Origin of the sequence: Streptosporangium sp. NPDC049078 (assembly GCF_040648855.1) — a bacterium.
Classification (GTDB): domain Bacteria; phylum Actinomycetota; class Actinomycetes; order Streptosporangiales; family Streptosporangiaceae; genus Streptosporangium.
This window is the reverse complement of the sequence record NZ_JBEZEL010000016.1, coordinates 183,814-209,848: the sequence shown is the minus strand read 5'-3', so window position 1 is coordinate 209,848 and position 26,035 is coordinate 183,814. Positions and strand designations below refer to the sequence as shown.

Sequence of the window (26,035 nt, the reverse complement as noted above, 5' to 3'; positions counted from 1 at the left end):
CCCTTGCGGCAAATTTCTGAATCCCGGCAATTCGTGAGCGTCCCGAAGAGATCCGGTCGAGCGACCAAAACACACAAAAAGGGATTTATGGCCCTTAAATGGTTGATATCGCCATCTAGGATCCCGTCGGAAGGTGGTCCGGCTCCTTGGGTTTGGGGTGGCTTTGTAACGACTTTGCAGACTCTTGCAGAAACTTCTTCCAATGGGGTTCACGTAGGCGTAACGTCCGGCGTACTCCAGACCCCGGCCGGACGGCTCTTCGGTCCCGGCCGCCCCTTGAACACGAGGAGAAGAACATGCGGCGAGCCTTCTCGGCCGCGACGATCGTCGCGGCCCTCGCCCTGGCGGTCTCCGCCTGCGGTGGCGGTGACGCCGGCACGGCGGCCCCCGCCCAGTCCGCGGCGGCGGACCCGTCGAAGATCACCGGTGAGATCACCTGGTGGGACACCGTCAGGCCCGACAGCGAGGGCCCGACGTTCCAGGCGCTCATCCAGGACTTCCAGGCGAAATACCCTGGCATCAAGGTCAAGTACGTCAACGTCCCCTCGGACCAGGCGCAGAACCAGTTCCAGACCGCGGCGCAGGCGGGCGCGGGGGCACCGGACGTGATCCGCTCCGAGGTCGCCTGGACCTCCCAGTTCGCCTCACTCGGCTACCTGCAGCCGCTGGAGGGCACCCGCGCGGTGGAGAACGAGGCGGACTTCCTGCCGGGACCGCTGAGCAGCACCAAGTACGACGGCAAGACGTACGCCGTCCCGCAGGTCACCGACACCCTCGCGCTCATCTACAACAAGCGGCTGCTGAAGGAGGCGGGGCACGAGGAGGCCCCCACCACGGTCGAGGAGCTCAAGCAGACCGCGCTCGACGTCAAGAAGAAGACCGGCGCCAACGGCCTCGCGCTCAACGTCGACTCCTACTTCCTGCTGCCCTTCATGTACGGCGAGGGCGGTGACCTCCTCGACGTGCAGAACAAGAAGATCACCGTCAACTCCCCGGAGAACGCGAAGGCGATGGCGACCGTCTCCGACCTGATCACCTCCGGTGCCGCGCCCAAGCCCGCGATCCAGGACAGCTACGCCAACGCGATGACCGCCCTCAAGGACGGCAAGGCCGCGATGATCTACAACGGCCCGTGGGCGCTGTCGGAGATCTACCAGGGCAAGGAGTTCAAGGACAAGGAGAACCTGGGCATCGCGCCCGTCCCCGCGGGCTCGGTCAAGGCCGGGGCACCCACCGGCGGCTGGAACCTGGCCATCTACGCCGGCTCCAAGAACCTGGACGCCTCCTACGAGTTCGTCCGCTTCATGAGCACCCCCGAGGCGCAGGCCAAGGTCGCCAAGGAGATCAGCCTCCTGCCGACCCGCGTCTCGGCGTACGACAACCCCGACGTGCAGGCCAACAAGGACGTCTCCGTCTTCAAGCCCATCATGGAGACCGCGACCGCGCGGCCGTGGATCCCCGAGGGCGGCCAGCTCTTCCAGCCGCTCCTCGAGGGCTACCAGTCGCTGGTCGGCGGCACGGCGACCCCCGAGGACATGCTCAAGAAGGTCGACGACCAGTACCGAGGCATCTTCAAGGACTGGAGCTGATCCGTGGCGCTCTCGACTGGGCGTGTGAACAACACGGCCAGGGACCGGGCCGCGGGTGCCGACGGCACCCGCGGCCGGGGCCGCCCCCCGGGGGCCCTCCGGCTGGCGCTGGGCAGGCACTGGTACGCCTGGGCCATGGTCGCCCCGGTGATCCTGGTCACCGCCCTGCTGGTCGGCTGGCCGCTCGCCAGGGGCGTCTACCTGTCGCTGACCGACGCCACCGAGGCCAACATCGGCCGGACGATCGGCGTCAACGTCATCCCCTCGACGTATGAGTTCGTCGGGTTCGACAACTACGTCGCGATCCTGACCAGCGGGCTGTTCTGGGAGAAGCTGACCTGGACGGTCGTGTGGACCGTCACCTGCGTGGGATTCCACTACGGGCTCGGGCTCGGTCTGGCCCTGCTGCTCAACCGCAAGGTCAGGTTCCGCTCGGCCTACCGGCTGCTGCTCATCCTGCCGTGGGCGATCCCGGGGTTCGTCTCGGCGTTCATCTGGCGCTACCTCTACAACAGCGACTTCGGCGTGATCAACGCGATGCTGCGGGCCGCGGGCCTGGGAGGGGTCGGCTGGCTCGACGACCCGACCACCGCGAAGATCGCGGTCATCGCGGTCAACGTCTGGATGGGTGTGCCGTTCATGATGGTCGCCGTGCTGGGCGGGCTCCAGTCGATCCCCGGTGAGCTGTACGAGGCGGCCGAGGTGGACGGCGCCACGCCGTGGCAGCGCTTCCGCTTCATCACGGTTCCCAGCCTGCGTACCGTGTCGAGCACGGTTGTCCTTCTGGGCACGATCTGGACGTTCAACATGTTCCCGGTGATCTATCTGATCAGCGGGGGAGGGCCGGGAAGCTCCACCGAGATCCTGGTCACCTACGCCTTCCGCGAGGCCTTCACCGGCGTCCGCAACTACTCCAACTCCGCGGCCTGGGGAGTGATCATCCTTCTGCTCCTCGTCGTGCTGGCCGTGGTCTACCGGCGCTCGCTGCGCAAGCAAGGGGAGGTCTGGTGAGCACCGTCAGTGGCACCGCCGGCAGCACCGCCACCACCGGGGCCGGAAGCGGACGCGTCAAGGGACGCGGGGAACGCGGGGAACGCGGTGTGGGCGCGTCGATCCTGCTGCACGCCACCCTGCTCGCCGCGGTCGCCGTCTCGCTGTTCCCGATCGTCTGGCTCTTCCTCACCTCGCTCAAGCCGCGCGACGGCTGGCTCTCCAGCGAACTGGAGATCTTCAACCAGCCCTCGCTGGACAACTACGTCCGGGTGCTGACCGAGACGCAGTTCCCGACCTGGCTGCTCAACTCGGTGATCGTCGCCGGGCTCACCACGGTCATCGGCGTCTTCCTCGCCTCCACGACCGGGTACGCGGTCAGCCGCTTCCGCTTCCCCGGCTATCGCGGGGTGATGTGGATGCTGCTCGTCATCCAGATGTTCCCGGTGGCGATCCTGATCGTCCCCCTCTACAACCTGATGGCGGGCCTCGGGCTGCTCAACCAGATCCCCGGACTCGTCATCGCCTACATGACGGTGGCGGTGCCGTTCTGCGCGTGGATGATGAAGAGCTACTTCGACTCCATCCCGCGCGAGATCGACCAGGCCGGGCTGGTCGACGGGCTCACCCCGTTCGGCACGTTCTGGCGGGTCGTGCTGCCCCTGGCCAGGCCGAGCCTCGCGGTCACCGCGTTCTACTCGTTCATGACCGCCTGGGGCGAGGTGGCCTACGCCACCGTGTTCATGTCGCAGGAGGAGAAGCGCACACTCGCCATCGGGCTCCAGCAGTTCGTCGGCCAGCACTGGTCGGACTGGGGCCTGCTCACGGCCGCGGCGGTGCTGATCGCGGTCCCGGCCGCGGTCGTCTTCCTGCTCGTCCAGCGGCATCTGGTCACCGGGCTTACCGCCGGTGCCACGAAGTCGTAACACCACCGTGCTACTACATCCTGGTACGTCATCCGATCGGGGGATTTAATATGACCGAGCTTGTCCGGGCGGGCCTCGCTGCCGGGGCCGTCACCCGATGGTGGCGCGACGCGGTGATCTACCAGGTCTACGTGCGCAGCTTCGCCGACGGCAACGGCGACGGCGTGGGAGACCTGCTCGGCGTGCGCGGCAGGCTCCCATACTTGGCCGACCTGGGGGTCGACGCGATCTGGCTCACCCCGTTCTTCACCTCGCCGATGGCCGACTTCGGCTACGACGTGGCCGACTACCGGGACGTGGACCCCATCTTCGGGTCGCTCGCCGACGCCGGGGCGCTGATCGAGGACGCGCACCGGCACGGCCTGCGGGTCATCGTGGACGTGGTGCCCAACCACACCTCCGACCGGCACGCGTGGTTCCTGGAGGCCCTGGCGGCGCCTCCGGGAGACCCCGCGCGTGAGCGCTACATCTTCCGCCGGGGCAGGGGCGCCGACGGGGAACTGCCGCCCAACGACTGGGAGTCGGTCTTCGGCGGCCCCGCGTGGACCCGGCTGCCCGGCGGCGAGTGGTACCTCCACCTGTTCGCCCCGCAGCAGCCCGACCTGAACTGGGAGAACCCCGAGGTCCACACGGAGTTCGAGTCGATCCTGCGGTTCTGGCTCGACATGGGCGTGGACGGCTTCCGCGTCGACGTCGCCCACGGCATGGTCAAGGCCGAGGGCCTGCCCGACGTCGGCCACGCCGACCAGGTCGGGATGATCGGCACCGAGGTGGTGCCGTTCTTCGACCAGGACGGCGTGCACGAGATCCATCGCGCCTGGCGCAAACTGCTCGACTCCTACCCCGGGGAGCGGATCGGTGTCGCCGAGGCGTGGGCGCCGTCCTCGCAGCGGCTGGCCAACTACGTCCGTCCCGACGAGATGCACCAGGCGTTCAACTTCCACTTCCTCGTCACCCCCTGGGAGGCCGCTCCGTTCCGCGCGGTCATCCAGGAGTCGCTCACCACGGCGGGGACGGTCGGCGCGCCGTCCACCTGGGTGCTTTCCAACCACGACGTCAAACGCCATCTCACCAGGTACGGCGGCGGAGAGATCGGCCTGCGCCGCTCCCGTGCCGCCGCCCTGCTGACGCTCTCCCTGCCCGGCTCGGTCTACGTCTACCAGGGTGAGGAACTCGGGCTGCCCGAGGTCCTCGACCTGCCTGAGGAGTTCCAGCGCGACCCGCAGCGCCTGCGCAACCCCGACCACGGGCGTGACGGCTGCCGGGTGCCGCTCCCGTGGGCCGGCGACGAGCCGCACTTCGGCTTCAGCCTGCCCGGCGCCGAGGCGACCTGGCTGCCCATGCCGCCCTCCTGGGGGCCGCTCAGCGTGGCCTCCCAGCTCGACGACCCGCTCTCCACGCTGAACCTCTACCGGGAGGCGCTGCGGATCAGACGCGAGCGCCGCTCCTTCGACGACGCCCCGCTCACCTGGCTCGACTCCCCGGAGGGCACCCTCGCCTTCTCCAGGGGCGAAGGCTTCGCCTGCACGCTCAACCTCACCGGCGAGCCCGTGGAACTGCCCGCCCTCGGGCGGATCCTGCTGGCCAGCGCGGAGACGGCCGTCGAGGACGGCGTGGTGCGGCTCGCCCCCGACTCCGCCGTCTGGTGGGAACCCGATGTCGCATAGCACCGGGCAGCTCGGCACCGGCGGCGGCACTGCGAGGCTGACCGACATCGCCGCGCAGGCCGGGGTGAGCGAGGCCACGGTCAGCCGGGTGCTGAACGGCAAGCCGGGGGTGTCGGCCCTCACCAGGCAGGCGGTGCTGACGGCTCTGGACCTGATGGGCTACGAGCGTCCCCAGCGGCTGCGGCAGCGCAGCAACGGGCTGATCGGCCTGGTCACTCCCGAGCTGGACAACCCGATCTTCCCCGCCTTCGCCCAGGCGTTCGAGAAGACGCTCACCCAGCACGGCTACACCCCGGTGCTCTGCACCCAGCTGCCCGGCGGGGCGGTCGAGGACGAGTTCACCGAGGTCCTCGTGGAGCGCGGGGTGAGCGGCATCATTTTCGTCTCCGGGCTGCACGCCGACATCACCGCGCGCTCGGACCGCTACACCCAGCTGATCGGGCAGGGCGTGCCGATCGTCCTGCTCAACGGGCACGCCGCCGACGTGCCCGCCCCGTTCATCTCCCCGGACGACCGGGCCGCGGCCCGGCTTGCGGTGCAGCATCTGGCCGACCTCGGGCACGAGCGCATCGGCCTGGCCGTCGGCCCCGGCCGGTTCGTGCCGGTGATCAGGAAGATCGAGGGGTATCGGCAGGCGATGTCGCAGTTGCTGGGGGTGACGGAGGTCGACGAGTGGATCTCGCATTCGTTGTTCTCGGTGGAGGGTGGTCAGGCGGCCGCGGCGCAGTTGCTGGCGCGGGGGTGTACGGGGATCGTGTGCGCGTCCGATCTGATGGCGTTGGGGGCGATCCGGGCGTGCCGGGATCGGGGGTTGTCGGTGCCGGGTGAGGTGTCGGTGGTGGGGTTCGACGACTCGCCGTTGATCGCGTTCACCGATCCGCCGCTCACCACCGTGCGCCAGCCCGTGCAGCCGATGGTCACCGCCGCCGTGCACACCCTCCTGGAGGCCGTCGCGGGCGCGCCGGGACAGCACTCCGAACTGATCTTCCAGCCGGAACTCATCGTGCGGGGCTCGACGGGATCGGGTCCCAAGATCGTTCGCTGAACATGCCCGCGCCGCCCTCTCGCCACGATCCGTGCCCCGCCTGGGCGAGGCGTAGATAACGGTCGGCTGTGGGTCCGTCACTCGGATCGCTGAGCGAACTCCGGGTGTGCGAAGATCTGCGCTGACATACCGGCGGTGAAGGCGATGGAGCGTACCAGGAATGAACTCGACGAGGCCGTGGGCCGCTCCCGTGGCGGGGGCTCTCATGGTGGGAAGCCTGCTTGTCGCCGTGCCGGGGGCCGCCGGAGCCACGGGGGCCACCGGAGCCACCGCGGCCACGGCGGGCACCGTCTACTACGTCGATTCCAGATCCGGTGACGACTCCGCCGCCGGGACCTCGGCCGCGACGGCCTGGCGCAGCCTGGACAACGTGAACGCCGCCACCCTGGGCGCCGGTGACACCGTGCGTCTCAAGCGCGGCGGCAGCTGGCCGGGAGTGCTCACGCTGTCCGGCAGGGGCACCGCCGCCGCTCCCGTCGTGGTCGAGCCCTACGGCAGGGGCACGGCTCCGAGGATCAGCGGCAGGGACGAGGACTGCGTGGTGATCACGGGTTCCTACGTGCGGGTCGTCGGGGTGAGGGCCGTCAACTGCCGGTGGGCCGGTTTCGAGGTCAGCGGCAACCGCAACGAGCTCGACCGCGTGATCGCCGAGCGCAACATCACCGGGGTCCACCTCATGGGCAGGTACAACGTCGTCAAGAACAGCCTGCTGAGCGAGAACAACCGCATGAGCGTCAACACCAAGGGCGGCGACGACGACTCCGGCGCGTTCGGCGTGCTGCTCAACGGCGACGACAACCTCGTCACGGAAAACGTGATCACCGGTAGTTACGCCGCCAGCGAGGACTACGGCACCGACGGCGCCGCCGTCGAGGTGTTCAACGGCGACCGCAACCGGGTCACCCACAACATCGCCAGGAACAACGAGACCTTCGTCGAGCTCGGCGCGCAGAAGGGGAAAACCGCCGCGGGCAACGTCTTCGCCCACAACGTGGTCACCTCCTCGCGCAGGGCCGCCTTCCTCGTCACCCGAGGCGCCCGCCACGCGGTCGGGCCGGTGAAGGGCACCGTCGCGGTGCACAACTCGGTCTACCTGCCCGCACGGAAAACCCTCGGCTGGATCTGTCACGACGGCTGCTCCCCGGGAATCCTGAAGCTGCGCAACAACATCATCGTGGTCGGCGGCGAGGTGGGCTTCGAGGACGGCAAGGGGGCCGACGAGGACGCCGGCGTCTACAAGGGCCGCTCCCGCAAGTTCAAGCTCGGTCCACGGTCGATCATGGCCGATCCGCGTTTCAGGAGCCGGACGGACCTGCGCCTGCGCCCCGGTTCCCCGGCGCTCGGCCGCGGTGTCAAGCTCGGCCCCGACTGGTACGGGGGCACGGGGCTCGCCCGTGACCTCTCCGGCGCCGCGCTGTCCGCGTCTCCCGCCGCCGGGGCCTATCAGTCCTGACTTATACCTATTTCAGGTCTTATTTTGGACATCTCCCTGGAACCTCCGTGAAACCTGGCTAGGACAGTCTGGTGCGCAGAGTGAGGTGATCGGCATGATGTTGCGGCTACGCGTTTCCTTCCCCGACAGGCCAGGCGCCCTGGGGCAGGCGGCCCGGGTGCTCGGCACGCTGGGCGCGGACATTCTCCAGGTGACGGTGCTGGAACGTGAACTCGGCCGGGCGATGGACGACTTCACCGTCTCCTGGCCCGGCACCGTGGACGCGGAGACGGTGCGAGACCGTCTCTCCGGTGTCCCCGGGATGCGCGTCGAGGGCGTCTGGCCCACCCGGGAGATTCCCGGCGCCGCCCCCGACTACGACCTGCTGAAGCATGTCGCCGCCGATCCGGGCAGGGCCTTCGCCACCCTCGTGGACGCCGTGCCCGACCTGGTGAGCGCCGATTGGGCGGTGATCGTGTCGCCGGAGAGCGGGGAGCTCCTGCACCGCAGCTGGCAGGCGCCCGAGGCATTCGACGAGGGGAGTGGTCTCGTCGGTGTCAAGGTGACCGATCTCGCCACGCTGAGGCCCGCCGTCCTCGGCTCGGGGCGGCACCAGCTGATGAGCCTGCCGGTGCCTGGGACGAGCCGGCACCTGATCCTGGCCAGGGCCGACGGCCCGCCCTTCCACCGCGCGGAGCTGGACCGTGCCATGCGTGTCCTGGAGATCGTCTCCATCATGGGACGTACTGCTTGAGTGCCAGCGTTTCCGATATGTCTGTTATGGGGTAGGAAGACGAGGAGTGGCCTGATGCCACTCCCGTGACCGGGCATTCCCGCCCGTCGTGCCCCGTCCCGCCCGTCGCGGGCCAGCTCCCCGGCGAGGCGATGGCCGCCGCCCACACCCGCATCAGCTCTCCCCCCGACAGACGCCGCAGGTCGTATCGGTACCGGGCCCTCGCGGGTCCGGGAGGAGGGCAGCCTGATGCCTAAGCGCCATCACGTCGTGACGACGAGCCTGCTCGGGCTCTGTCTGGGGGTGAGTACGGCCTGCGGGAGCGGGGGACCGGTCGCCGTGGACGCCGCCCCCGCGCGGGGCCTGGAGACGGTGCGAAGCCCCGGTCCCGGGCAGGGCGCGACCCCCGGTGCCACCGCCACGCGAAGCCCCGCATCCGTGCCCGAAGGATTCAAGCTGATCGGAGGGCCCGCCAACGGCGTCGTCGTCGCGGTCCCCAAGGACTGGGTCGCGCTCGACCTGGCCAAGGACGACCTCGACAAAGGACTGAGGAACAGCGGCCTGTCGGGGCCCATGCTGGAGCAGGCCAAGGAGAGCCTGCAGACCCTGGTCGAAAACAAGGGCCTCTGGGCCTCGGGCGGCGCCTCGGCAGGGCCCTCCGCGAACGGATTTCCCACCAACCTCAACGCCTTCTGCCAGGCCGGCCGGCAGATCTCGACGGAGCAGCTGATCAAGGAGACCAGAACCCAGCTCGAACAGCTCGGCGCCAAGGTCGTCGAGGCGAGGAGGGTGCCGATCGGCTCCAAGGAGGCGGCACGGCTCGTCTACTCGTTCGAGACCAACGGCGTCCGCATCCGGGGCACCCAGTACTACGTGCCCGCCGAGGACAAGACCTGCATCGTCACGCTCAGCACCGACACCGAGGGCGAGCAGGCGCTGTTCGACCGGATCGGCGAGACGATCAGGACGGTCTGACCGGCGCCCCCGCCCGTACGACCGCCGCCACGACGGTGCCGGGGTGGTGCCGGGGTGAGTGTCGTCTCAGCGCTGCGGCGGGTCGATGCGGGCGCCGTCCATGGTGAAGAGCATCAGGCGGGTGACGTCGACCCCCACCCTGGCGGGCTCTCCCGCCCGCCAGACCGGCCGGGAGCCCAGACGGACGATGAGGTCGGCCCGGCGGTGGCCGCCGGAGCGCTCCTGCTCCTGCTCCGGCTGGGGCTCGTCCTCGTCGAACATGGCACTGGGCATCAGCCTCCGCAACACCGAACGGACCCGCCCGCCGACGAGGGGGACGCCCATGCCGTTCATCTTCTGCCGGGGGTCGGGAGGCTCGGGGACGGTCACGGAGGTGAGCCCGCTCTCGACGTAGGCGAGCCACTCGTGGCCGTGGTACTCCAGGGCGCGGACGCGGCCGAGGAAGGTCGGTCCCTCGAAGCTGTCGGGGACCGGGGCCAGGCAGTCGGGACGCAGGCCGACGATGATCTGGCGGCCCACGTGCTGTGAGATGACGTACGCCCTGGGATCGGTCCAGGGGATCATGATCTGGTGCGGGCCGAAGTCCAGCAGGATGAACTGGTTCTGCGGGGTGCGGACGGTGGCCGCGAGCAGGTTGATCTGCTGGGAGCTGAGGAAGGCCGCGGTGAAGGCGGTCGCCGGGTCGTTGTAGACCTGTGCGGGGGTGCCGACGTCCTGCAGGACGCCGCGGTTCATGATGGCGATCCGGTCGGCCAGGGTGAGGGCCTCGACCTGGTCGTGCGTCACGTAGATCGTGGTCACTCCGAGGGAGCGGACCAGCGACGAGATCTCCATCCGGAGCTCGGTGCGCATGCCCGTGTCCAGGTTGGAGAGCGGCTCGTCCATCAGGAAGAGGGAGGGCTGACGGACGATCGCGCGGCCCATCGCCACCCGCTGGCGCTGGCCGCCGGAGAGCGTTCCAGGGCGCCGCTCCAGGGTCTCGTCGATGTGCAACGCCTTGGACAGCTCCGTCACCCGCTCCTTCACCAGCGAGGGGTCGGCCTTGGCTATCTCCAGGGGGAAGGAGAGGTTGCCGCGTACCGTCCGGTGCGGGTAGAGCGCACCGTTCTGGAACACCATCGCCACGTCGCGGTCGCGGGGAGCCAGATCGTTGGCGAGCGTGCCGCCCAGCCACAGGTCTCCCTCGGTGACCTCCTCCAGGCCCGCGATCATCCGGAGCAGGGTGGATTTACCGCAGCCCGAAGGGCCAAGCAGCACGAGAAACTCCCCGTTCTCGGCCCGCAGGCTCATGCGGTCGATCGCGAGGTATCCGCCCGGGTATACCTTGCTCACGTTGTCGAGAACGACGGTACTCATGCGCGCTCGTTCCTCCCGGGCGCCCCCGCCCGGATCCCAGCTGTGTGATTGATGAGGTAGTACATCGCGACACTTACCCGCGTGTCCATAGATGTCGTTAGAAATCGCTCATCTGTTAGTTACTTCTCCGCTCCCCGACGTGACGACCAGCGGTGACAGGGAGCCCTGACCAGACCGCCAGACGAGGGTTGAAATGTTACAGTTTGCGAAAAGTTGCAGAAACGAATTTCATGGAGGGCGCCGGACGCCGATCGGTTCGCGCCCGGTTCAGCCGCATGGTGGGGTGACTTCCTGATGGACGATGAGCTCCCTCGGAACTCGCGATCCCGCTCCGACGGGACGACGATACGGCTGGCCGACATCGCCGCGCAGGCCGGGGTGAGCGAGGCCACGGTCAGCCGGGTGCTGAACGGCAAGCCGGGCGTGTCGGCCCTCACCAGGCAGGCGGTGCTGACGGCTCTGGACCTGATGGGCTACGAGCGTCCCCAGCGGCTGCGGCAGCGCAGCAACGGGCTGATCGGCCTGGTCACCCCCGAGCTGGACAACCCGATCTTCCCCGCCTTCGCCCAGGCCATCGAGAAGGCGCTCACCCAGCACGGCTACACCCCGGTGCTGTGCACCCAGCTGCCCGGAGGAGCCCCCGAGGACGAGTTCACCGAACTCCTGATGGACCGCGGGGTGAGCGGCATCGTCTTCGTCTCCGGGCTGCACGCCGACACCACGGCGAAGATGGACCGTTACAGCCGCCTGATCGAACGCGGACTGCCGATCGTCCTGCTCGACGGCTACAGCGAGCGCGTCGAGGCCCCGTTCATCTCCCCGGACGACCGGGCCGCGGCCCGGCTGGCGGTGCAGCATCTGGCCGATCTCGGGCACGAGCGCATCGGTCTCGCCGTCGGCCCCGGCCGGTTCGTGCCGGTGATCAGGAAGATCGAGGGGTATCGGCAGGCGATGGCGCAGTTGCTGGGGGTGGCGGAGGTCGACGAGTGGATCTCGCATTCGTTGTTCTCGGTGGAGGGTGGTCAGGCGGCCGCGGCGCAGTTGCTGGCGCGGGGGTGTACGGGGATCGTGTGCGCGTCGGATCTGATGGCGTTGGGGGCGATCCGGGCGTGCCGGGATCGGGGGTTGTCGGTGCCGGGTGAGGTGTCGGTGGTGGGGTTCGACGACTCGCCGTTGATCGCGTTCACCGATCCGCCGCTCACCACCGTGCGCAAGCCCATCGGCGCGATGGCCTCGGCGGCGGTGGCGACCCTCCTGGAGGAGATCAACGGCGTCCGTGCCAAACACGTCGAGCTGATGTTCCAGCCCGAACTCGTCGTCCGCCGCTCCACCGGCTCGGGCCCCCTGGTCAAGGGAACACGTTGAACACGTTGAACACGGTGAACGCTGTCCACGACGTCGTCGTCATCGGCGGTACCGGCGTCGACACCACCGCCTACGTGCCCTCGCTCCCCCTGCCGTACGCCGACACCTACCCGGTCCCCCCGGTGATCGACCGGATCGGCAACACCGGCAGCGGTGTCGCCCTCGGCTGTCACGCGCTCGGGCTGAGGGTGAAGCTGGTCGACCTGATCGGCGACGACCCGCAGGGCAGGTTCATCCGGGCCCACTTCGAGGAGAAGGGGGTGGACACCGGCTGGGCGCTCGCCCCGCAGGGGACCCGGCGCAGCGTCCTGCTCGTCGGCCCGGACGGGCGGCGCACCTCGCTGTTCGACCCGCGCGCCGCGGCGGGCGAGCGACTGCCCAGGGAGCTCTACCTGGACGCGGTCCGCGCGGCCCGGCACGTCCACGTGTCGATCACCGACTTCTCCCGGCACGTCTACCCCGACCTGCGCGACGGGTCCGGCCCGCGTACCGCTCCCGAGCCGGTCCGCGGCACCGGGGCGGGAGCCGGACCGGCGGCGGGGATCGCCCTGGGCGCCGGGTCGGTCTCCACCGACCTGCACGACTGGGACGGCGAGAACGACCACCACAGGGACTTCGCCTACTCCTCCGACCTGGTCTTCCTGTCGGCCACCGCACTCGGCCCGCGCCGCGACGAGGTCATGCGCGACATCCTGGCGCGCGGCAGGGCGAGGGCCGTGGTCTGCACGGAGGGCGCCGAGGGCTGCCACGTCCTGGACGCGGACGGGCCGCGCGCCTTCCCCGCCGCACCCCTGCCGGGCCCGGTGGCCGACAGCAACGGCGCCGGGGACGCGTTCGTCTCGGGGGTCCTGTACGGCCTGCTCTCCGGCCGTTCCCTCGACGACTCCATCCCCCTCGGCGCCGTCGCCGGAGCCCACGCCTGCACGTCGGAGGGCACCCACGAGAACCCCATCACCGAGCCGGACCTCCTCGGCCGCGCGGGAGCGCTCGGTGACGGAGCTCAGGTGTCGCGACAAGTTCGCTGACCTCCTCGGCCGGACAGGGAAGCCGGTCCCCGTGAGGCCGCGCGAGCGGTTCGGCGGGGAGTCGCCCCCCGCCGGCGGCACGGGAGTCGTCCCCACGCCCTGACGTTCAGCCCTCGCGCAGGTCGTCGAGGAGCGCGGTCACGCGCTCACGGTAGGCGGCCACGTTGCGCAGCTTCACGTGCTCGTACCCCCTCACCATGGCGGGCAGCTCCGCGAGCTCGCGGACCCGCTCCTCGGTCGCCGGGCGCAGGTGGTCCAGCGCCCGGTGCACGTCGCGGGTGTACTCGGCGACGAGCTCCCGCTCCGTCGCGCGCACCCCGCCCAGGCCGAACGGGTCCAGCCGGGTGCCGCGCAGCACGCGCATGCCGTACAGCAGGCGGAAGGCCGGGTCGAACCAGGGGCCGAGGCGGAGCTTGCGCCTCATGCCCAGGGCGCGCAGGAACGGCGGGTGCAGGTTGTAGGAGACCCTCGCGCCCTCTCCGAACTCGGCGGCGATCCGCGCCCGCTCGGCCGGGTCCAGGTGCAGGCGCGCCACCTCGTACTCGTCCTTGTACGCCATCAGCCGGTGCAGCTGCCTGGCGTAGGCCTCGGTGACGGCGGTGCCGTCCGGAAAGACCTCACGCTCCCTGGCGAGGACCGCGCGGACGGCGTCGACGTACCCGGCGGCGTAGCGCGCGTTCTGGTACGCGACGAGGTCGGGGACCCGGACGGTGAGGATCCGGTGCAGCTCGCCGCCGGGTTCGGCGACCGCGTCGACCAGCTGTGCCGCCGACCTGTCGGGGAGCGGCGCGGCGGGGACGGCGGGGCGGGTCACCGCCGCCACGGCCTCGGGGGCGGCGACCACCGCGCGGCCCCAGTGGAAGGCGGCGACGGTCCGCTCGGCGGCCCTGCCTCCGCCCGCGCGGATGGCCCGCTCGACCGACTCCAGGCCGAGCGGGATGAGCCCGCGCTGCCAGGCGGCCCCGACGATGATCGTGTTGGCCGGCATGTGGTCGCCGAACAGCGCCTGGGCCAGCTCCTCGGCGTCGAGGTAGACGTTCAGCTCGCGCCGGGTCCGCGACTCCAGCGCGGCGATCGGCGAGCCGGGGTCGGTCAGGTGGGTGGACGGGTCGAGCACCATCGAACCGGTCGGCACCAGGCTGGTGGAGACCACCGCCACGGTACGGTCACGGTCGGCGGCGGCCAGGTGGGCGGGGTCGGTGGCGCCGATCAGGTCCAGCGCCAGGTAGGCGTCCACACTGGCCGCCCCGCCCCGCGCCGAGCGCTCGCCGTCACCGTCGAAGATGAGGATGTCGGAGACGACCGTGCCGCCCTTCTGGGCGAGGCCGGTCTGGTCGAGTCCTCGCGAGCGCCTGCCGTCGAGCATCGCGGCGGTGCCGAGGATCTGCGCGACCGACACCACGCCGGTGCCGCCGATGCCGACCAGCCTGATCGAGGCGTCCCCGGTGCGCGCCTCGGGGAGGGGCATGTCCGGCGGCGCGGGCACCGGTGCGCGCCCGCGGGAGGACGCCTTCTTCGTGGCGGGCATGACGGTCAGGAAGGACGGGCAGTCGCCCTCCACGCACGAGTAGTCCTTGTTGCAGGACGACTGGTGGATCTCGGTCTTGCGGCCGAACTCGGTCTCCACCGGCAGCACGGACAGGCACTCGGACTTCTGCCCGCAGTCGCCGCAGCCCTCGCAGACGCGCTGGTTGATCGCGACCCGCCTGACGGGGTCGGGCAGGTCGCCCTTCTTGCGCAGCCGCCGTTTCTCGGCCGCGCACTGCTGGTCGTGGACGAGGACGGTCACCCCGGGGATCGCGGCCAGCTCGCGCTGGGCGTCCTCCAGGGCCGTCCTGTCGCGGACCTCGGCGATGCCCGCGAGCCTGACCCCCCGGTAGCGTTCCGGCTCGTCGGTGGTGACGACGATCCTGCGCACCCCCTCGGCCTCCAGCCAGCGGGTCAGGTCGGGCACCGACAGGGCCGGGGTGATCGTCTGGCCTCCGGTCATCGCGACCGCGCTGTTGTAGAGCAGCTTGTAGGTGATGTTCACGCCCGCCCCGACCGCGGCCCGCACCGCGAGCGAGCCGCTGTGGTGGAAGGTGCCGTCGCCGAGGTTCTGGAAGATGTGCGGGGTGTCGGTGAACGGCGCCTGGCCGATCCACTGCGCGCCCTCGCCGCCCATCTGGGTCAGGCCGGTGAGCGTGCCCTTGCCCTCGCGGTTGAGCACCACCATCGTGTGGCAGCCGATCCCGGCGCCGACGGGCGCGTCGTCGGGGACGGCGGTGGAACGGTTGTGCGGGCAGCCCGAGCAGAAGAAGGGGGTGCGCTTGGGCGCGAGCAGTGTGAGCGGTGCCGGGCGCGAGATGACGGAGAGCCCCTTCGCCACCCGCTCGCCGAGGTCGGTCAGCCCCCTGCGGCGCAGCCGGAAGGCGACGGCCTTGGCGGCCAGGTCGGCGTCGACCGCGCCGTGCGGGGGAATGAGCCGCGCGCCGTTCTCGTCGAGCTTGCCCAGCACGCGCGGGGCGTCGGCGGTCCCGTACAGGATGTCCTTGACCGAGGTCTCCAGCAGCGGGGCCTTCTCCTCCACCACGAGGATCTCCGAGAGCCCTCTGGCGAAGGTCCTGACGATCTCGGGGTCCAGCGGCCAGAGCATGCCGATCTTCAGGAGGCGGACACCGGCCTCCTCCGGCGTGACACCGAGCTTGCGGAAGCCCTCGCGGACGTCGTGGTAGGCGGTTCCCGAGGCGACGATGCCCAGCCAGGCGTCGCGGGGGTCGGCGGTGACGTGGTTGAGCCCGTTCTCGCGGGCGTAGGCGCGGGCCAGGTCGAGGCGGGGGCCGAAGAGCGTGCGCTCCATCTCCAGCGACCACGGGGTGAGCAGGGTGGCGTCGGGCACGTGCCGGTACGGCCTGCCCTCGTACTCGACGACGGGCGTGACCGGGACGACCCGGTCACGCCCGACGTCCACGGTGCCGGTGGCGTCCACGACGTTGGAGACGGCCTTCACCGCGACCCACAGGCCGCTGGCCCGGGACGCCGCGATCGCGTGGCGTCCCAGGTCGAGCAGTTCCTGGACGCTGCCGGGATGAACGATCGGCATGCCCAGCGTGGCGAGCGTGCCCTCGGTCGCCGAGGGGAGGGTGGAGGACTTGCAGGTGGGGTCGTCGCCGCAGAGCGCGATCAGGCCGCCCTCGGGGTGGGCGCCGACGAAGTTGCCGTGCCGGAACGCGTCGGCCGCGCGGTCGACACCGGGCGCCTTGCCGTACCAGACGCCCAGCACGCCGGAGGTGCGCGGACGGGGAAGCGCGGGCACGAGCTGGCTGCCCCAGACGGCGGTGGCGCCGAGTTCCTCGTTCTGTCCCGGGCGGTGCACGACGCCGAGCGGCTCGGCGTGCCGGCGGGAGCGGGCCAGCTCCTGGTCGAAGCCGCCGAGCGGGGAGCCGGGGTAGCCGGACACCATCGCGCCGCTACGCAGGCCCGCGGCCCTGTCGGCGCGCATCTGGTCGAGGATGACCCGCACCAGGGCCTGGGTGCCGGTCATGAAGACCTGGCTCTCGTCGAGCAGGTAGCGGTCGTCGGGGGAGATCTCACGGGCGTCTGCGAAGATCGTCATGGTTTGTCGTCCCGTCGTCGGCGCTCCTGCAGTGCCGCAAGGTTATGCCAGGTAGAACAAAATTCGATGTCAAACTTTCCAGGGAGAGCACCTCTCGTTAGCATCCGATGTCATGGATGTGACGGATCGCGCAATTCTCGGTCTCTTGCAGGTGGAGGGGCGGTTGAGCAACCTGGAGCTGGCCGAACGGGTGCGGCTCACCCCCTCGCCGTGCCTGCGCCGGGTCCGCAACCTGGAGGAGACCGGAGTGATCACCGGCTACCGTGCCGTGATCGACCCGGTGGCGGTGGGGCGGGGCTTCCAGGTCGTCGCCTACGTGGAGCTGGAGGGCCAGGACGCCGAGACGGTCACCGCCTTCGAGGCCGCCGTGATGGAGATCGACGACGTGGTGGAGTGCCTGCGCATGTTCGGCCGCCCCGACTACGTGCTGCGGGTGGCGGTGCCTGACATGGACGCCTACAGCCAGCTGTGCCTGGAGAAGCTCGGCCGCCTGCCCGGTCTCGACAAGCTCACCTCCCAGATCGCCATGAAAGCCCTCAAACCCGGCGGCGTCCTGCCCCTCTGAGCTTCCGGCCGCCCTCAGGACACTCCGGAGTTCGAGGCGGGGCCAGGAGGATCCGTGACGCATGGCTCGCCGGTCGGCCGGGCTTGCACCGGCCCCGTTCCGGCTGGCTAGGATCACTCGTCATGAGGGTGACGGTGCTGACGGGTGCGGGGATCTCGACCGAGTCGGGGATCCCCGACTACCGCGGGCCGAACGGCATGTGGCGCAGGGACCCCGACCACGAGAAGCTCGTCACCTACGACCATTACATGGCCGATCCCGAGATCCGGCGGCGCTCGTGGCTGATGCGCCGCGACAACCCCGCGTGGGAGGCCGAGCCGAACGCGGCGCATCGCGCCCTCGCCGCCCTGCCGGACGCGTGGATCGTCACGCAGAACGTCGACGGCCTGCACCAGCGGGCCGGGTCGCCGCCCGAGCGGGTGCTGGAACTGCACGGCAACATGTTCGGCGCCCTGTGCACCGCCTGCGGCGCCCGCTCCACCACGCGCGAGGCGATCGACCGGATCGACGCGGGCGAGAGCGACCCCGCCTGTCACGAGTGCGGGGGCATCCTCAAGACGGCCACCGTGATGTTCGGCCAGTCCCTCGACCCGGTCGTCCTCACCCGCGCGGCCGAGGCGGCCGAGGAGTGCGAGGTGTTCCTCGCCGTCGGCAGCTCGCTGCAGGTGCAGCCCGCCGCCTCCCTGGCGGCGGTCGCGGTGCGCGCGGGTGCCCGGCTGATCGTCGTCAACGCCGAGCCGACCCCGTACGACCACCTCGCCGACGAGGTGATCCACGACCCCATCGGCGTCGCCGTCCCGCGCCTGTGCTCGTCCCTCACCTGAGAGAGGGGGCGGGCGTGCGTCCTCAGTCGCCGATGTTGACGACGCTGGTGAGGATGACCACCGACTCCTCGTCGGCCTCCAGCGAGTGCCGCCGCTGCGGGATCGGGGCCGTGTGGCCCTCGCCGAGTTCGACGGTCCGCTCGTCGTCGACGAGCCGTACCCGTCCCATCAGGACGTGCAGGCTCCCGGCAGGCGCGGCCTCGTGGTCACCGAGGGCCGTCCCGGCGGTCAGCGCGATGACCGCCTGGCGCAGGGTGCCCTCGTTGAGGTAGGTGTGGGCGCTGCGGCCGTGCGCGCTCGCCCTGGCGAGGGTGAGATGCTCCTGGGCGAGAGCCAGTACGTCGGTCATCGGGTTTCCTTCCGGTCGTTGTGAATCTTGCCCTGGGCGGGCGAGACGCAGAGCCAGGCGAAGGTAAAGTCATCCGCCCCGCCGGGCGGAGGGCCGCCCGTCGAAGCGGATGGTCCGAAGCAGGTCCGCGGCGGGACGGTCGAGGATGGTGACGCTCGCCGCGGGAGGGAGCGAGCCGCCGCGGGCACGCTCGACGAGCACCCGCCAGCGGCGGCAGTGCCGGGCGAAGGTCGCGCTCGTGACGACCCGGCCGCGCGAGAGCTGCCCCTCGCGGGCGAGCCTCGGCTCCACGTCGAGCAGGATCAGGTGGACCTCGTTGCCGGCCCTGCGGGCCAGCCAGGCGAACCCGTACAGGATGTGCGGCCACGTGCCGCGGGTGTGCGCGACGACGGCGTGCCCCTTCCACATGGCGCGGGCGATCCGCACCGCGTGGGTGGTGTGCACGAGCGGGACGCGGGCTCTTTGCGGGATCGGTCCCAGGTAGGGGGCCCACCAGTTGCGGGACTGGCGTGAGTCGATGACGAGGGCGTCACCGGCGCGCACCGGCTCCCTCTCGTCGCCGCGCAGCCCGTACAGACGGTCGAGCAGGGTGCTCTTGCCCGCGCCGGGGATCCCCGCGAGGAGCACCAGCGATCCGGCCGGATAGCGCAGATCCCCGGCGGAGGGCCCGCTGGCCGGTGTGGTGGCCATCACGTGCACCTCGCTGGTGTGGGGGGCTTCACTCATGCCGCGTCCCGCGTTCCGGGGGAGAAGCCGGTGGGACGGTGCCCGGAGGGGGAGGGGGGTGTCAGGGGGCATGCTCGCTCCTCGAATGCGCTCGGCCATTCGAGGTCTCCTTCACCCGCGTCTCGCGGGCGACCGCCCGGGGACGCCACAGGGCGTCCGTACTGACCGGGCCGGTCTTTGGGAAGTACTCCCCTCGTTCGTTCAAGGTTAAAGGAAAGCGGGCGATCTCGCGTTCATGAAGGGTGACTCTTCCGGACGCGCCGCGGCGCCGGCACCCCTCCCGCGATCCGTACGGGCCGGTCTGCCGGCTCGGCCTCGTGGTCCGCTGGTGTAGGGGTGCCGGCGCCGCCGGGAAAGCCCTGGGCCTGACGCCCGTCGGTGGTCCGTCAGTAGTTGTAACCGGAGTTGTTGGAGCCGGAGTTGTTCGAGTTGCCGGAGTTGTGGGAACTCGGGTGCGAGGAGGGCGTGGGGGAGGAACCGCCCGTGGGGGAGGTCGTCGAGGTGGCCGCTCCGCCGGGCCTGATCAGGCCGAGCAGGCCGTGCGTACCGCCGTCGCTGCCCGCGCTGAACCACAGGGAGTTCGTGCCGCCGACGGTCTCGGTACCTGGCTCCAGGTCCCACAGGCCGCTCAGGGTGATGGGCCTGCCGTCGGAGGAGCGCAGCGGGCCGAGCGAGCGGCCGTTGCGCGGGTTGTAGGCGTTGATGCGGCCGTCGCCGAAGTTGCCGACCAGCAGGGCACCGGAGAGGTTGCCGAAGTTCTTCGGGGCCAGCGTCATCGCCCAGGGGGCGTTGAGGGCTCCGCGAGCGACGAAGCGGCCGAGGAACCGGCCGGAGCCGTTGAACTGGCTGACGAACCCCTTGCCCTGCCCGGCCACGGACTTGCCGGTCTCGGGGTCGCGCTTGGCGTACGCGACGAGCACGGAGTTGCCCACGACCTCCACGTTGAACGGCGCGTAGTTCTCCGGCAGGCCGGGGTCCTGGAACGCGCGGCGGCCCATCGAGATCCGGTCGAAGTCGCCGTTGAAGACGTGGATCCGGTTGCGGGCGAAGTCGGCGGCGAGCAGCATCGGCCCCCGGTTCGTCTGGGCGAGGGCGAGGCCCTTGAAGTCGGCGCCCTTGACGAACGCGCTGATGATCGCGTCGTCGGGGTCGGCCTCGGCGTTCCAGCCGGTGATCGCCCCGCTGGGGCTGGCGAAGATGAACGTGGCCGGCCCGGAACCACCGGGCCCCTTCACGACGAACTCCTCGCCCATGTTGACGACCTGCCCGGTGGGCCTGCCGCCGGGGACGCGGACCTGGGTCTTCTCCTGCTTCACGGTGCCCGCGCCGCCGGAGTAGACGGTGGCCAGGCCGGTGCCCGTGGCCGAGACCCAGAGGGTCTTGCCCATCGCCAGTCCCCACGGGTTGACCAGCGCGGGGTCGGTGACCGCGGCCCGTCCGCTGACGTCCGAGACCAGGTTGGTGACCGCGAAATGCTTTCGCAGGCTCTGTTGACCGGCCTTCTCGGGACCGCTCGCGGTCCCGGCCTGTTTCGCTCCGGCCCGCGCCTGATGGGTCCCGGCGGACGCCGTACCGGCGACGCCCATGACCAGGACCGTGGCGCAGATCGTGACGGTGCGTACTCGCATTCATGGCTCCTCTGTGAGGGAGTGCCTTTCGCCGCGAGATACGCGTGGGGTCCGTGCGCGGTTCAGTCCGCTTCTCCAGGGCCGGCACCCGGGAGGAGTCGTGGGGACGGGGGAGTCAGCGGAGGGCGGCCGCCTCGGCGGCCAGTTTCTCGATGCGCGAGTAGTCGCCGTCGGCGAGCGCGTCGGCCGGGGTGAGCCAGGTGCCGCCCACGCACCCGACGTTCGGCAACGCGAGATAGTCGGGGGCCGTCGCGAGCTTGATGCCACCCGTCGGGCAGAACGTGACCTGCGGCAACGGGCCGCCGAGTGCCTTCAGGTACGGCAGGCCGCCGGCGGCCTCGGCGGGGAAGAACTTCATCTCGGTCACCCCGCGGTCGGCGAGCGCCATGACCTCGGAGGCGGTCGCCACACCGGGCAGGAACGGCACCCCGCTCACCTCCATGGCGTCGACCAGCCCCGGGGTGGTTCCCGGGCTGACCAGGAACCTGGCACCGGCCGCGACGGAGGCCGCCACGTCGGCCGGGGTGCGGATGGTGCCGGCGCCGATCACCGCCTCCGGGACCTCGGCGGCGATGCGCGTGATGGAGTCCAGGGCGGCGGTGGTGCGGAGGGTCACCTCGATGACCGGCAGGCCGCCCGCGACCAGGGCTCGGGCCAGGGGGACCGCGGTCTCCGGATCGTCGATCACGACGACCGGGACGACCGGGGCGATGTCGAGCAGACTCATGCGAACTCCAGGTTGGACAGGCGCCGGCTCAGCCAGGCCGCCGCGCCGGTGAGGGCGGGCTGAGGGGCCACGATCAGCACCGTGGCGATGTCGGAAAGGTAGTCGTTCAGGGTCGGGGTGGCCTCGAAGCGACGGCGGAAGTCGCTGGAGCGGACCCGGTCCACGATACGTGGCAGCACGCCGCCGCCCAGGTAGACGCCGCCCCGCGCGCCGAGGGTGAGGGCGACGTTCCCGGCGAAGGTGCCGAGCATGGCGCAGAAGACCTCGACGGTCTCCGCGCACAGCGAGTCGTCCATCCGGGCCACGATGTCGGAGGCGGGCAGTGCCGGCGCGTCCGTTCCGCGGACGAGCGCGAGAGCTCGGTGCAGACGTGACAGCCCCGGCCCGGACAGCAGGTGCTCGGCCACCACGTGCTCCAGGCCGTCTCCGCGCAGTGCCCGGACGATCTCGTGGTCCCGCCTGTCGAGGACGGGCGCCGTGACGTGCCCGCCCTCCCCGGGGATCGGCACCCATCCCTCGGCCGCGGGCACCAGACCGCCCACGCCGAGACCCGTCCCCGGCCCGAGCACGACCTTGACGCCGTGCGAGGGCTCGGGACCGCCCAGGGAGACCAGGTCGTCGCCCCGCAGGTACGGCAGGGACGCGGCCAGCGCCTCGAAGTCGTTGAGCAGCCAGGCGTTCGGGATGCCCAGGTCGCGTACCGACCCGGTCCACCCGGAGTTGGTGAGCCGATAGCGGTCGCCCTCCACGGGCCCCGCGATCGCGACGCACGCGGCTCCCGGCTGAACTCCGCCCGCATGATCTGCGATATAGGCGGCTACGGCTTCGGGAAGGCCATCGTGTTCCGCGCCCGCGAGCACGGCCACCGCCTCGGGCTGTCCACCGGGCTCGGTGACCAGCCCGAACCGGGCGTTGGTGCCGCCGATGTCGGCGACGAGCCAGGGAAGGCTCACGAGATCTCCTTCGCGGACCGTGTGAAGGAGACGATGTGCGCGCTCACGCCCGGATCCCGCTCTGGGCGGTCGCCGGGCGGGTGCCGTTCGCGACGGCCTCGGCGTGGCCGTTCAGCGCGAAGACGCCCGCGCCGCGTTCCGCGGGGCCCGCCGCGCGGCGGAAGGCGCCGAACAGCTCGCGGCCGGTGCCGACCCACTGGGCGTCGGTGAGCGGCGCGCCCTGAAGGGGCCTGGCGGCCAGTTCCTCGGCGCCGACCAGCAGCTCCAGGGTGCCCGCGGCGGCGTCGAGGCGGATGGGGTCACCGTCGCGCACCAGTGCGATGGGGCCTCCGTCGGCGGCCTCCGGCGACAGGTGGATGGCCGCGGGGACCTTGCCGGACGCGCCGGACATGCGGCCGTCGGTGACGATCGCCACCCGCTGCCCCCTGTCCAGCAGCACCGCCATCGGCGGGGTGAGCTTGTGCAGCTCCGGCATGCCGTTCGCGCTCGGCCCCTGGTAGCGGATGACCGCCACGAAGTCCTGCCCGTCCAGCTCGCCCGCGTCGAAGGCGCGCAGCAGCTGAAGCTGGTCGTCGAAGACCTTGGCCGGGGCCTCGATGACGAGGTGCTCGTCCTTGACGGCGGAGACCTTGCTGACCGCGCGGCCCAGGTTGCCGTCGAGCATGTGGATGCCGCCGTCGGCGGAGAACGCCTCGGAGACCGGGCGCAGCACGTCGAGGTCGGTGCTGCCCTCGGTGCGCTCCTGCCAGACCAGCTCGCCCTCCTTGAGTTCGGCGGCCGAGCGGTAGTGGTCCAGCCCTCGCCCGGCGATCGTGAGCACGTCGCGGTGGAGCAGCCCGGCGTCCAGCAGGTCGCCGATGAGCACCTGCATGCCGCCCGCGGCCTGGAAGTGGTTCACGTCCGCGTGGCCGTTGGGGTACATGCGGGTCAGCAGCGGCACCGCCTTCGACAGCGCGGCCAGGTCGTCCCACAGGAGCTCGATGCCGGCCGCCGCGGCGATGGCGACGATGTGCATGGTGTGGTTGGTCGAGCCGCCGGTCGCGAGCAGTGCCACGCAGGCGTTGACGATCGCCTTCTCGTCGACGACCTCGCCGACGGGGGTGTACTCGGAGCCGTGCGCGGTCAGCTCGACCGCCCGCCTGCCCGCGGCCTTCGTCAGGGCCTCGCGCAGCTCGGTGCGCGGGTTGACGAACGTCGAGCCCGGCAGGTGCAGGCCCATGACCTCGATCATGACCTGGTTGGAGTTGGCGGTGCCGTAGAAGGTGCAGGTGCCGGGGGAGTGGTACGACTTCGCCTCGGCGTCCAGCAGCTCGCCCTTGCCGACCTTGCCCTCGGCGAACAGCTGCCGGGTGCGGGCCTTGACCTTGTTGGGCAGGCCGGAGGTCATCGGACCGGCGGGGACGAACACCGCGGGCAGGTGGCCGAAGTGCAGCGCCCCGATCAGCAGGCCGGGAACGATCTTGTCGCAGACGCCGAGCATGAGGGAGGCGTCGAACATGTCGTGCGAGAGCGCGATCGCGGTGGCCATCGCGATGACCTCGCGGCTGTAGAGCGAGAGCTCCATACCCGCCCGGCCCTGCGTGACGCCGTCGCACATCGCGGGCACGCCCCCGGCGAACTGCGCGACGCCGCCGGCCTTCCTGACGGCGGCCTTGAGGATCGCCGGGTAGGTCTCGTACGGCTGGTGCGCCGACAGCATGTCGTTGTAGCTCGACACGATCGCCACGCCGGGCTTGACGCCTGCGCGCAGGTCCCGCTTGTCGCTCTCGCCCACGGCGGCGAAGCCGTGCGCGAGGTTCGCGCAGCCCAGGCTCGCCCTGGCGGGGCCGCGCAGGCGGGCCGCCTCGGCCTCGGCGTGAAGCCGGTTCAGGTAGGCGGTGCGGCTGGGGCGGCTGCGCTCGACCAGACGGTCGGTCACCTCCTGGATCACGGGGTGCATCCGGACTCCTCGATCGTGGTCGGCGTCATCGTTGCCGGGATGGTCGCTTCGGGCAGGGCGGTCGGCTCGCGTGCTCACTCCGCCCCCTCCTCGTGCCAGACGCGGCCGCTGCGGCCGACGAGCTCGTGGGCCGCGGCGGGTCCCGCGCTGCCCGCCGGATACGGCTCGGGCGGGGTTCCCCGCGACTCCCACTCGTCGAGGATCGGGTCGATCCACCGCCAGGCGGCCTCGACCTCGTCGCGCCGCATGAACAGGGTCGGGTTGCCGGCGAGGACGTCCATGAGCAGCCGCTCGTAGGCCTCGGGCACCCGGCCGGTGAAGGTCTCGGCGAAACTGAGGCTCAGCGGGACGGGCTTGAGCGCCACCTCGCCCGCGCCGGGCTCCTTGGCCATGATGTTCAGCTGGATGCCCTCGCTCGGCTGCAGCCGCAGCACGAGCCGGTTCGGCGTGCTGTCAGGGAAGATCGAGTGGGGCACGTCCTTGAACTGCACCACGATCTCCGAGTAGCGCTGCGGCATGCGCTTGCCCGTACGCAGGTAGAACGGCACCCCTGCCCAGCGCCAGTTCCTCACCTCGGCGCGGATCGCGGCGAAGGTCTCCACCCGGCGGGAGTCGTCGGTGGGCGCGGTCTTGTCGGGCTCGTCGAGGTAGCCGGGCACCGGGACGCCGCCGGACTCGCCCGCCGTGTACTGGCCGCGCACGGTGAAACGGTCCACCTCGCCGCCGGTGATGGCCCGCAGCGCCTGGAGGACCTTGACCTTCTCGTCGCGGATCGACTCGCGGTCGTTGCGCGACGGCGGCTCCATCGCCACCAGGCAGAGCAACTGGAGCAGGTGGTTCTGCACCATGTCGCGCAGCGCGCCTGCGTGGTCGTAGTAGCCGCGACGGCCGGGGGTGCCGACGGTCTCGGCGACGGTGATCTGGACGTGGTCGATCCACAGGGAGTTCCAGATCGGCTCCAGGAACGCGTTGGCGAACCGGAGCACGAGGAGGTTCTGGACCGTCTCCTTGCCCAGGTAGTGGTCGATACGGTAGATCTGCCGCTCGTCGAAGATGGCGCCGACCTCGTCGTTGATCCGCATCGCGCTGCGCAGGTCGCGTCCGAGCGGCTTCTCCAGCACCACCCGCGAGGCGGGGGTGACCAGGCCGGCGCGGTGTGCCTCGCGGCAGAACGGGCCGAATGTCATGGGCGGGCTGGCCAGGTAGAACACCCGGTCGCGGCGCTCGTGCCCGTCGAGCGTCTGGGCGAGTCTCGTCCACCCCGTGGGGTCCTGGCCGCTGATGTCGATGGTGACGTGGTGCAGGCGGCCGAGGAAGCGCCGCCAGGTGTCGAGGTCGTCCTGCGGCACCGAGCCGCGCATCGCGGCGTCCACCTTGCCGCGGAAGTCGGCGTCGTCGAGCCCGCCGCGGGACATCGCGATCACGCGGGTCTCGGGGGCGAGACGTCCGTCCCGGTCGGAGTGGTAGAGCGCCGGGAGGAGTTTCCGCATGGAGAGGTCGCCGGTGCCGCCGAAGACGATGAGGTCGGCGGGTTGCGGGGTCTCGGACATCGGGGGAACTCTCCGTGATGATCTATCGAATTTGGGGATAGATCGGACACTAGCTAGATCTTGCGCTCTACACAAG

General features: G+C 70.8%; 21 protein-coding genes. 12 read left to right on the top strand and 9 right to left on the bottom strand.

Annotated elements, in window-relative coordinates; translation table 11 throughout:
• The first annotated feature begins 296 nt into the window (after positions 1 to 296).
• The 8 genes from AB0B90_RS27390 (at position 297) to AB0B90_RS27355 (ending at position 9,357) form a co-directional block, all read left to right on the top strand.
• On the top strand, positions 297 to 1,589 hold the full coding sequence (locus AB0B90_RS27390; protein WP_350943586.1) for an extracellular solute-binding protein: 1,293 nt from the start codon (positions 297 to 299) through the stop codon (positions 1,587 to 1,589).
• A 3-nt stretch (positions 1,590 to 1,592) separates the two neighbouring features.
• Positions 1,593 to 2,600, top strand: coding sequence for a sugar ABC transporter permease (locus AB0B90_RS27385; RefSeq protein ID WP_362925514.1), 1,008 nt, complete (start codon positions 1,593 to 1,595; stop codon positions 2,598 to 2,600).
• The gene (locus AB0B90_RS27380) at positions 2,597 to 3,505 is read left to right on the top strand and encodes a sugar ABC transporter permease (protein ID WP_362925511.1); all 909 of its coding nucleotides are present in this window, start codon (positions 2,597 to 2,599) and stop codon (positions 3,503 to 3,505) included. The genes AB0B90_RS27385 and AB0B90_RS27380 overlap by 4 nt, the downstream gene beginning before the upstream one ends.
• Before the next feature lie 50 nt (positions 3,506 to 3,555).
• On the top strand, positions 3,556 to 5,172 hold the full coding sequence (locus AB0B90_RS27375) for a glycoside hydrolase family 13 protein (RefSeq protein WP_362925509.1): 1,617 nt from the start codon (positions 3,556 to 3,558) through the stop codon (positions 5,170 to 5,172).
• Positions 5,162 to 6,217, top strand: coding sequence for a LacI family DNA-binding transcriptional regulator (locus AB0B90_RS27370; protein WP_362925507.1), 1,056 nt, complete (start codon positions 5,162 to 5,164; stop codon positions 6,215 to 6,217). The genes AB0B90_RS27375 and AB0B90_RS27370 overlap by 11 nt, the downstream gene beginning before the upstream one ends.
• A gap of 160 nt (positions 6,218 to 6,377) precedes the next feature.
• Positions 6,378 to 7,670, top strand: coding sequence for a hypothetical protein (locus AB0B90_RS27365; protein WP_362925505.1), 1,293 nt, complete (start codon positions 6,378 to 6,380; stop codon positions 7,668 to 7,670).
• A 94-nt stretch (positions 7,671 to 7,764) separates the two neighbouring features.
• The gene (locus tag AB0B90_RS27360) at positions 7,765 to 8,403 is read left to right on the top strand and encodes an amino acid-binding protein (RefSeq protein ID WP_350949276.1); all 639 of its coding nucleotides are present in this window, start codon (positions 7,765 to 7,767) and stop codon (positions 8,401 to 8,403) included.
• Positions 8,404 to 8,631: 228 nt separating this feature from the next.
• Positions 8,632 to 9,357: a hypothetical protein gene (locus tag AB0B90_RS27355; protein WP_350949275.1), complete on the top strand. Its 726-nt coding sequence runs from the start codon at positions 8,632 to 8,634 to the stop codon at positions 9,355 to 9,357.
• Between the two features lie 66 nt (positions 9,358 to 9,423).
• Here AB0B90_RS27355 and AB0B90_RS27350 read toward each other — a convergent pair whose 3' ends face one another.
• Complete coding sequence (locus AB0B90_RS27350) at positions 9,424 to 10,713, bottom strand: ATP-binding cassette domain-containing protein (RefSeq protein ID WP_350949274.1); 1,290 nt, start codon at positions 10,711 to 10,713, stop codon at positions 9,424 to 9,426.
• 294 nt (positions 10,714 to 11,007) lie between these two features.
• On the opposite strand from AB0B90_RS27350, the gene AB0B90_RS27345 reads away from it, so the two are divergent.
• Both AB0B90_RS27345 and AB0B90_RS27340 read left to right on the top strand, forming a co-directional pair.
• On the top strand, positions 11,008 to 12,078 hold the full coding sequence (locus AB0B90_RS27345) for a LacI family DNA-binding transcriptional regulator (RefSeq protein WP_362925502.1): 1,071 nt from the start codon (positions 11,008 to 11,010) through the stop codon (positions 12,076 to 12,078).
• A gap of 14 nt (positions 12,079 to 12,092) precedes the next feature.
• A complete protein-coding gene (locus tag AB0B90_RS27340; RefSeq protein WP_350949272.1) occupies positions 12,093 to 13,103 on the top strand; it encodes a carbohydrate kinase family protein in 1,011 nt (336 codons plus the stop codon).
• A gap of 106 nt (positions 13,104 to 13,209) precedes the next feature.
• Here the strand turns inward: AB0B90_RS27340 and AB0B90_RS27335 are convergent, their stop codons facing one another.
• Complete coding sequence (locus AB0B90_RS27335; protein ID WP_350949271.1) at positions 13,210 to 16,698, bottom strand: indolepyruvate ferredoxin oxidoreductase family protein; 3,489 nt, start codon at positions 16,696 to 16,698, stop codon at positions 13,210 to 13,212.
• A gap of 112 nt (positions 16,699 to 16,810) precedes the next feature.
• Between AB0B90_RS27335 and AB0B90_RS27330 the strand changes: the two genes are divergently transcribed.
• Complete coding sequence (locus AB0B90_RS27330; RefSeq protein ID WP_350949270.1) at positions 16,811 to 17,263, top strand: Lrp/AsnC family transcriptional regulator; 453 nt, start codon at positions 16,811 to 16,813, stop codon at positions 17,261 to 17,263.
• 122 nt (positions 17,264 to 17,385) lie between these two features.
• The gene (locus AB0B90_RS27325) at positions 17,386 to 18,087 is read left to right on the top strand and encodes a Sir2 family NAD-dependent protein deacetylase (RefSeq protein WP_350949269.1); all 702 of its coding nucleotides are present in this window, start codon (positions 17,386 to 17,388) and stop codon (positions 18,085 to 18,087) included.
• A 22-nt stretch (positions 18,088 to 18,109) separates the two neighbouring features.
• Here AB0B90_RS27325 and AB0B90_RS27320 read toward each other — a convergent pair whose 3' ends face one another.
• The 7 genes from AB0B90_RS27320 to zwf all read right to left on the bottom strand — a co-directional run bounded on the left by AB0B90_RS27320 (position 18,110) and on the right by zwf (position 25,959).
• The gene (locus tag AB0B90_RS27320; RefSeq protein ID WP_350949268.1) at positions 18,110 to 18,436 is read right to left on the bottom strand and encodes a cupin; all 327 of its coding nucleotides are present in this window, start codon (positions 18,434 to 18,436) and stop codon (positions 18,110 to 18,112) included.
• 69 nt (positions 18,437 to 18,505) lie between these two features.
• On the bottom strand, positions 18,506 to 19,162 hold the full coding sequence (locus tag AB0B90_RS27315; RefSeq protein ID WP_350949267.1) for an AAA family ATPase: 657 nt from the start codon (positions 19,160 to 19,162) through the stop codon (positions 18,506 to 18,508).
• Positions 19,163 to 19,548: 386 nt separating this feature from the next.
• The gene (locus AB0B90_RS27310) at positions 19,549 to 20,790 is read right to left on the bottom strand and encodes a TIGR03118 family protein (RefSeq protein WP_362925498.1); all 1,242 of its coding nucleotides are present in this window, start codon (positions 20,788 to 20,790) and stop codon (positions 19,549 to 19,551) included.
• 115 nt (positions 20,791 to 20,905) lie between these two features.
• Complete coding sequence (eda, locus tag AB0B90_RS27305; protein WP_350949265.1) at positions 20,906 to 21,517, bottom strand: bifunctional 4-hydroxy-2-oxoglutarate aldolase/2-dehydro-3-deoxy-phosphogluconate aldolase; 612 nt, start codon at positions 21,515 to 21,517, stop codon at positions 20,906 to 20,908.
• Positions 21,514 to 22,470: a glucokinase gene (locus AB0B90_RS27300; protein ID WP_362925495.1), complete on the bottom strand. Its 957-nt coding sequence runs from the start codon at positions 22,468 to 22,470 to the stop codon at positions 21,514 to 21,516. The genes eda and AB0B90_RS27300 overlap by 4 nt, the downstream gene beginning before the upstream one ends.
• A 43-nt stretch (positions 22,471 to 22,513) precedes the next feature.
• A complete protein-coding gene (gene edd / locus AB0B90_RS27295; RefSeq protein WP_350949263.1) occupies positions 22,514 to 24,409 on the bottom strand; it encodes a phosphogluconate dehydratase in 1,896 nt (631 codons plus the stop codon).
• Between the two features lie 74 nt (positions 24,410 to 24,483).
• Entirely contained in the window at positions 24,484 to 25,959 is a 1,476-nt protein-coding gene (gene zwf / locus AB0B90_RS27290; protein WP_350949262.1) for a glucose-6-phosphate dehydrogenase, read from the bottom strand.
• Positions 25,960 to 26,035: the final 76 nt, after the last annotated feature.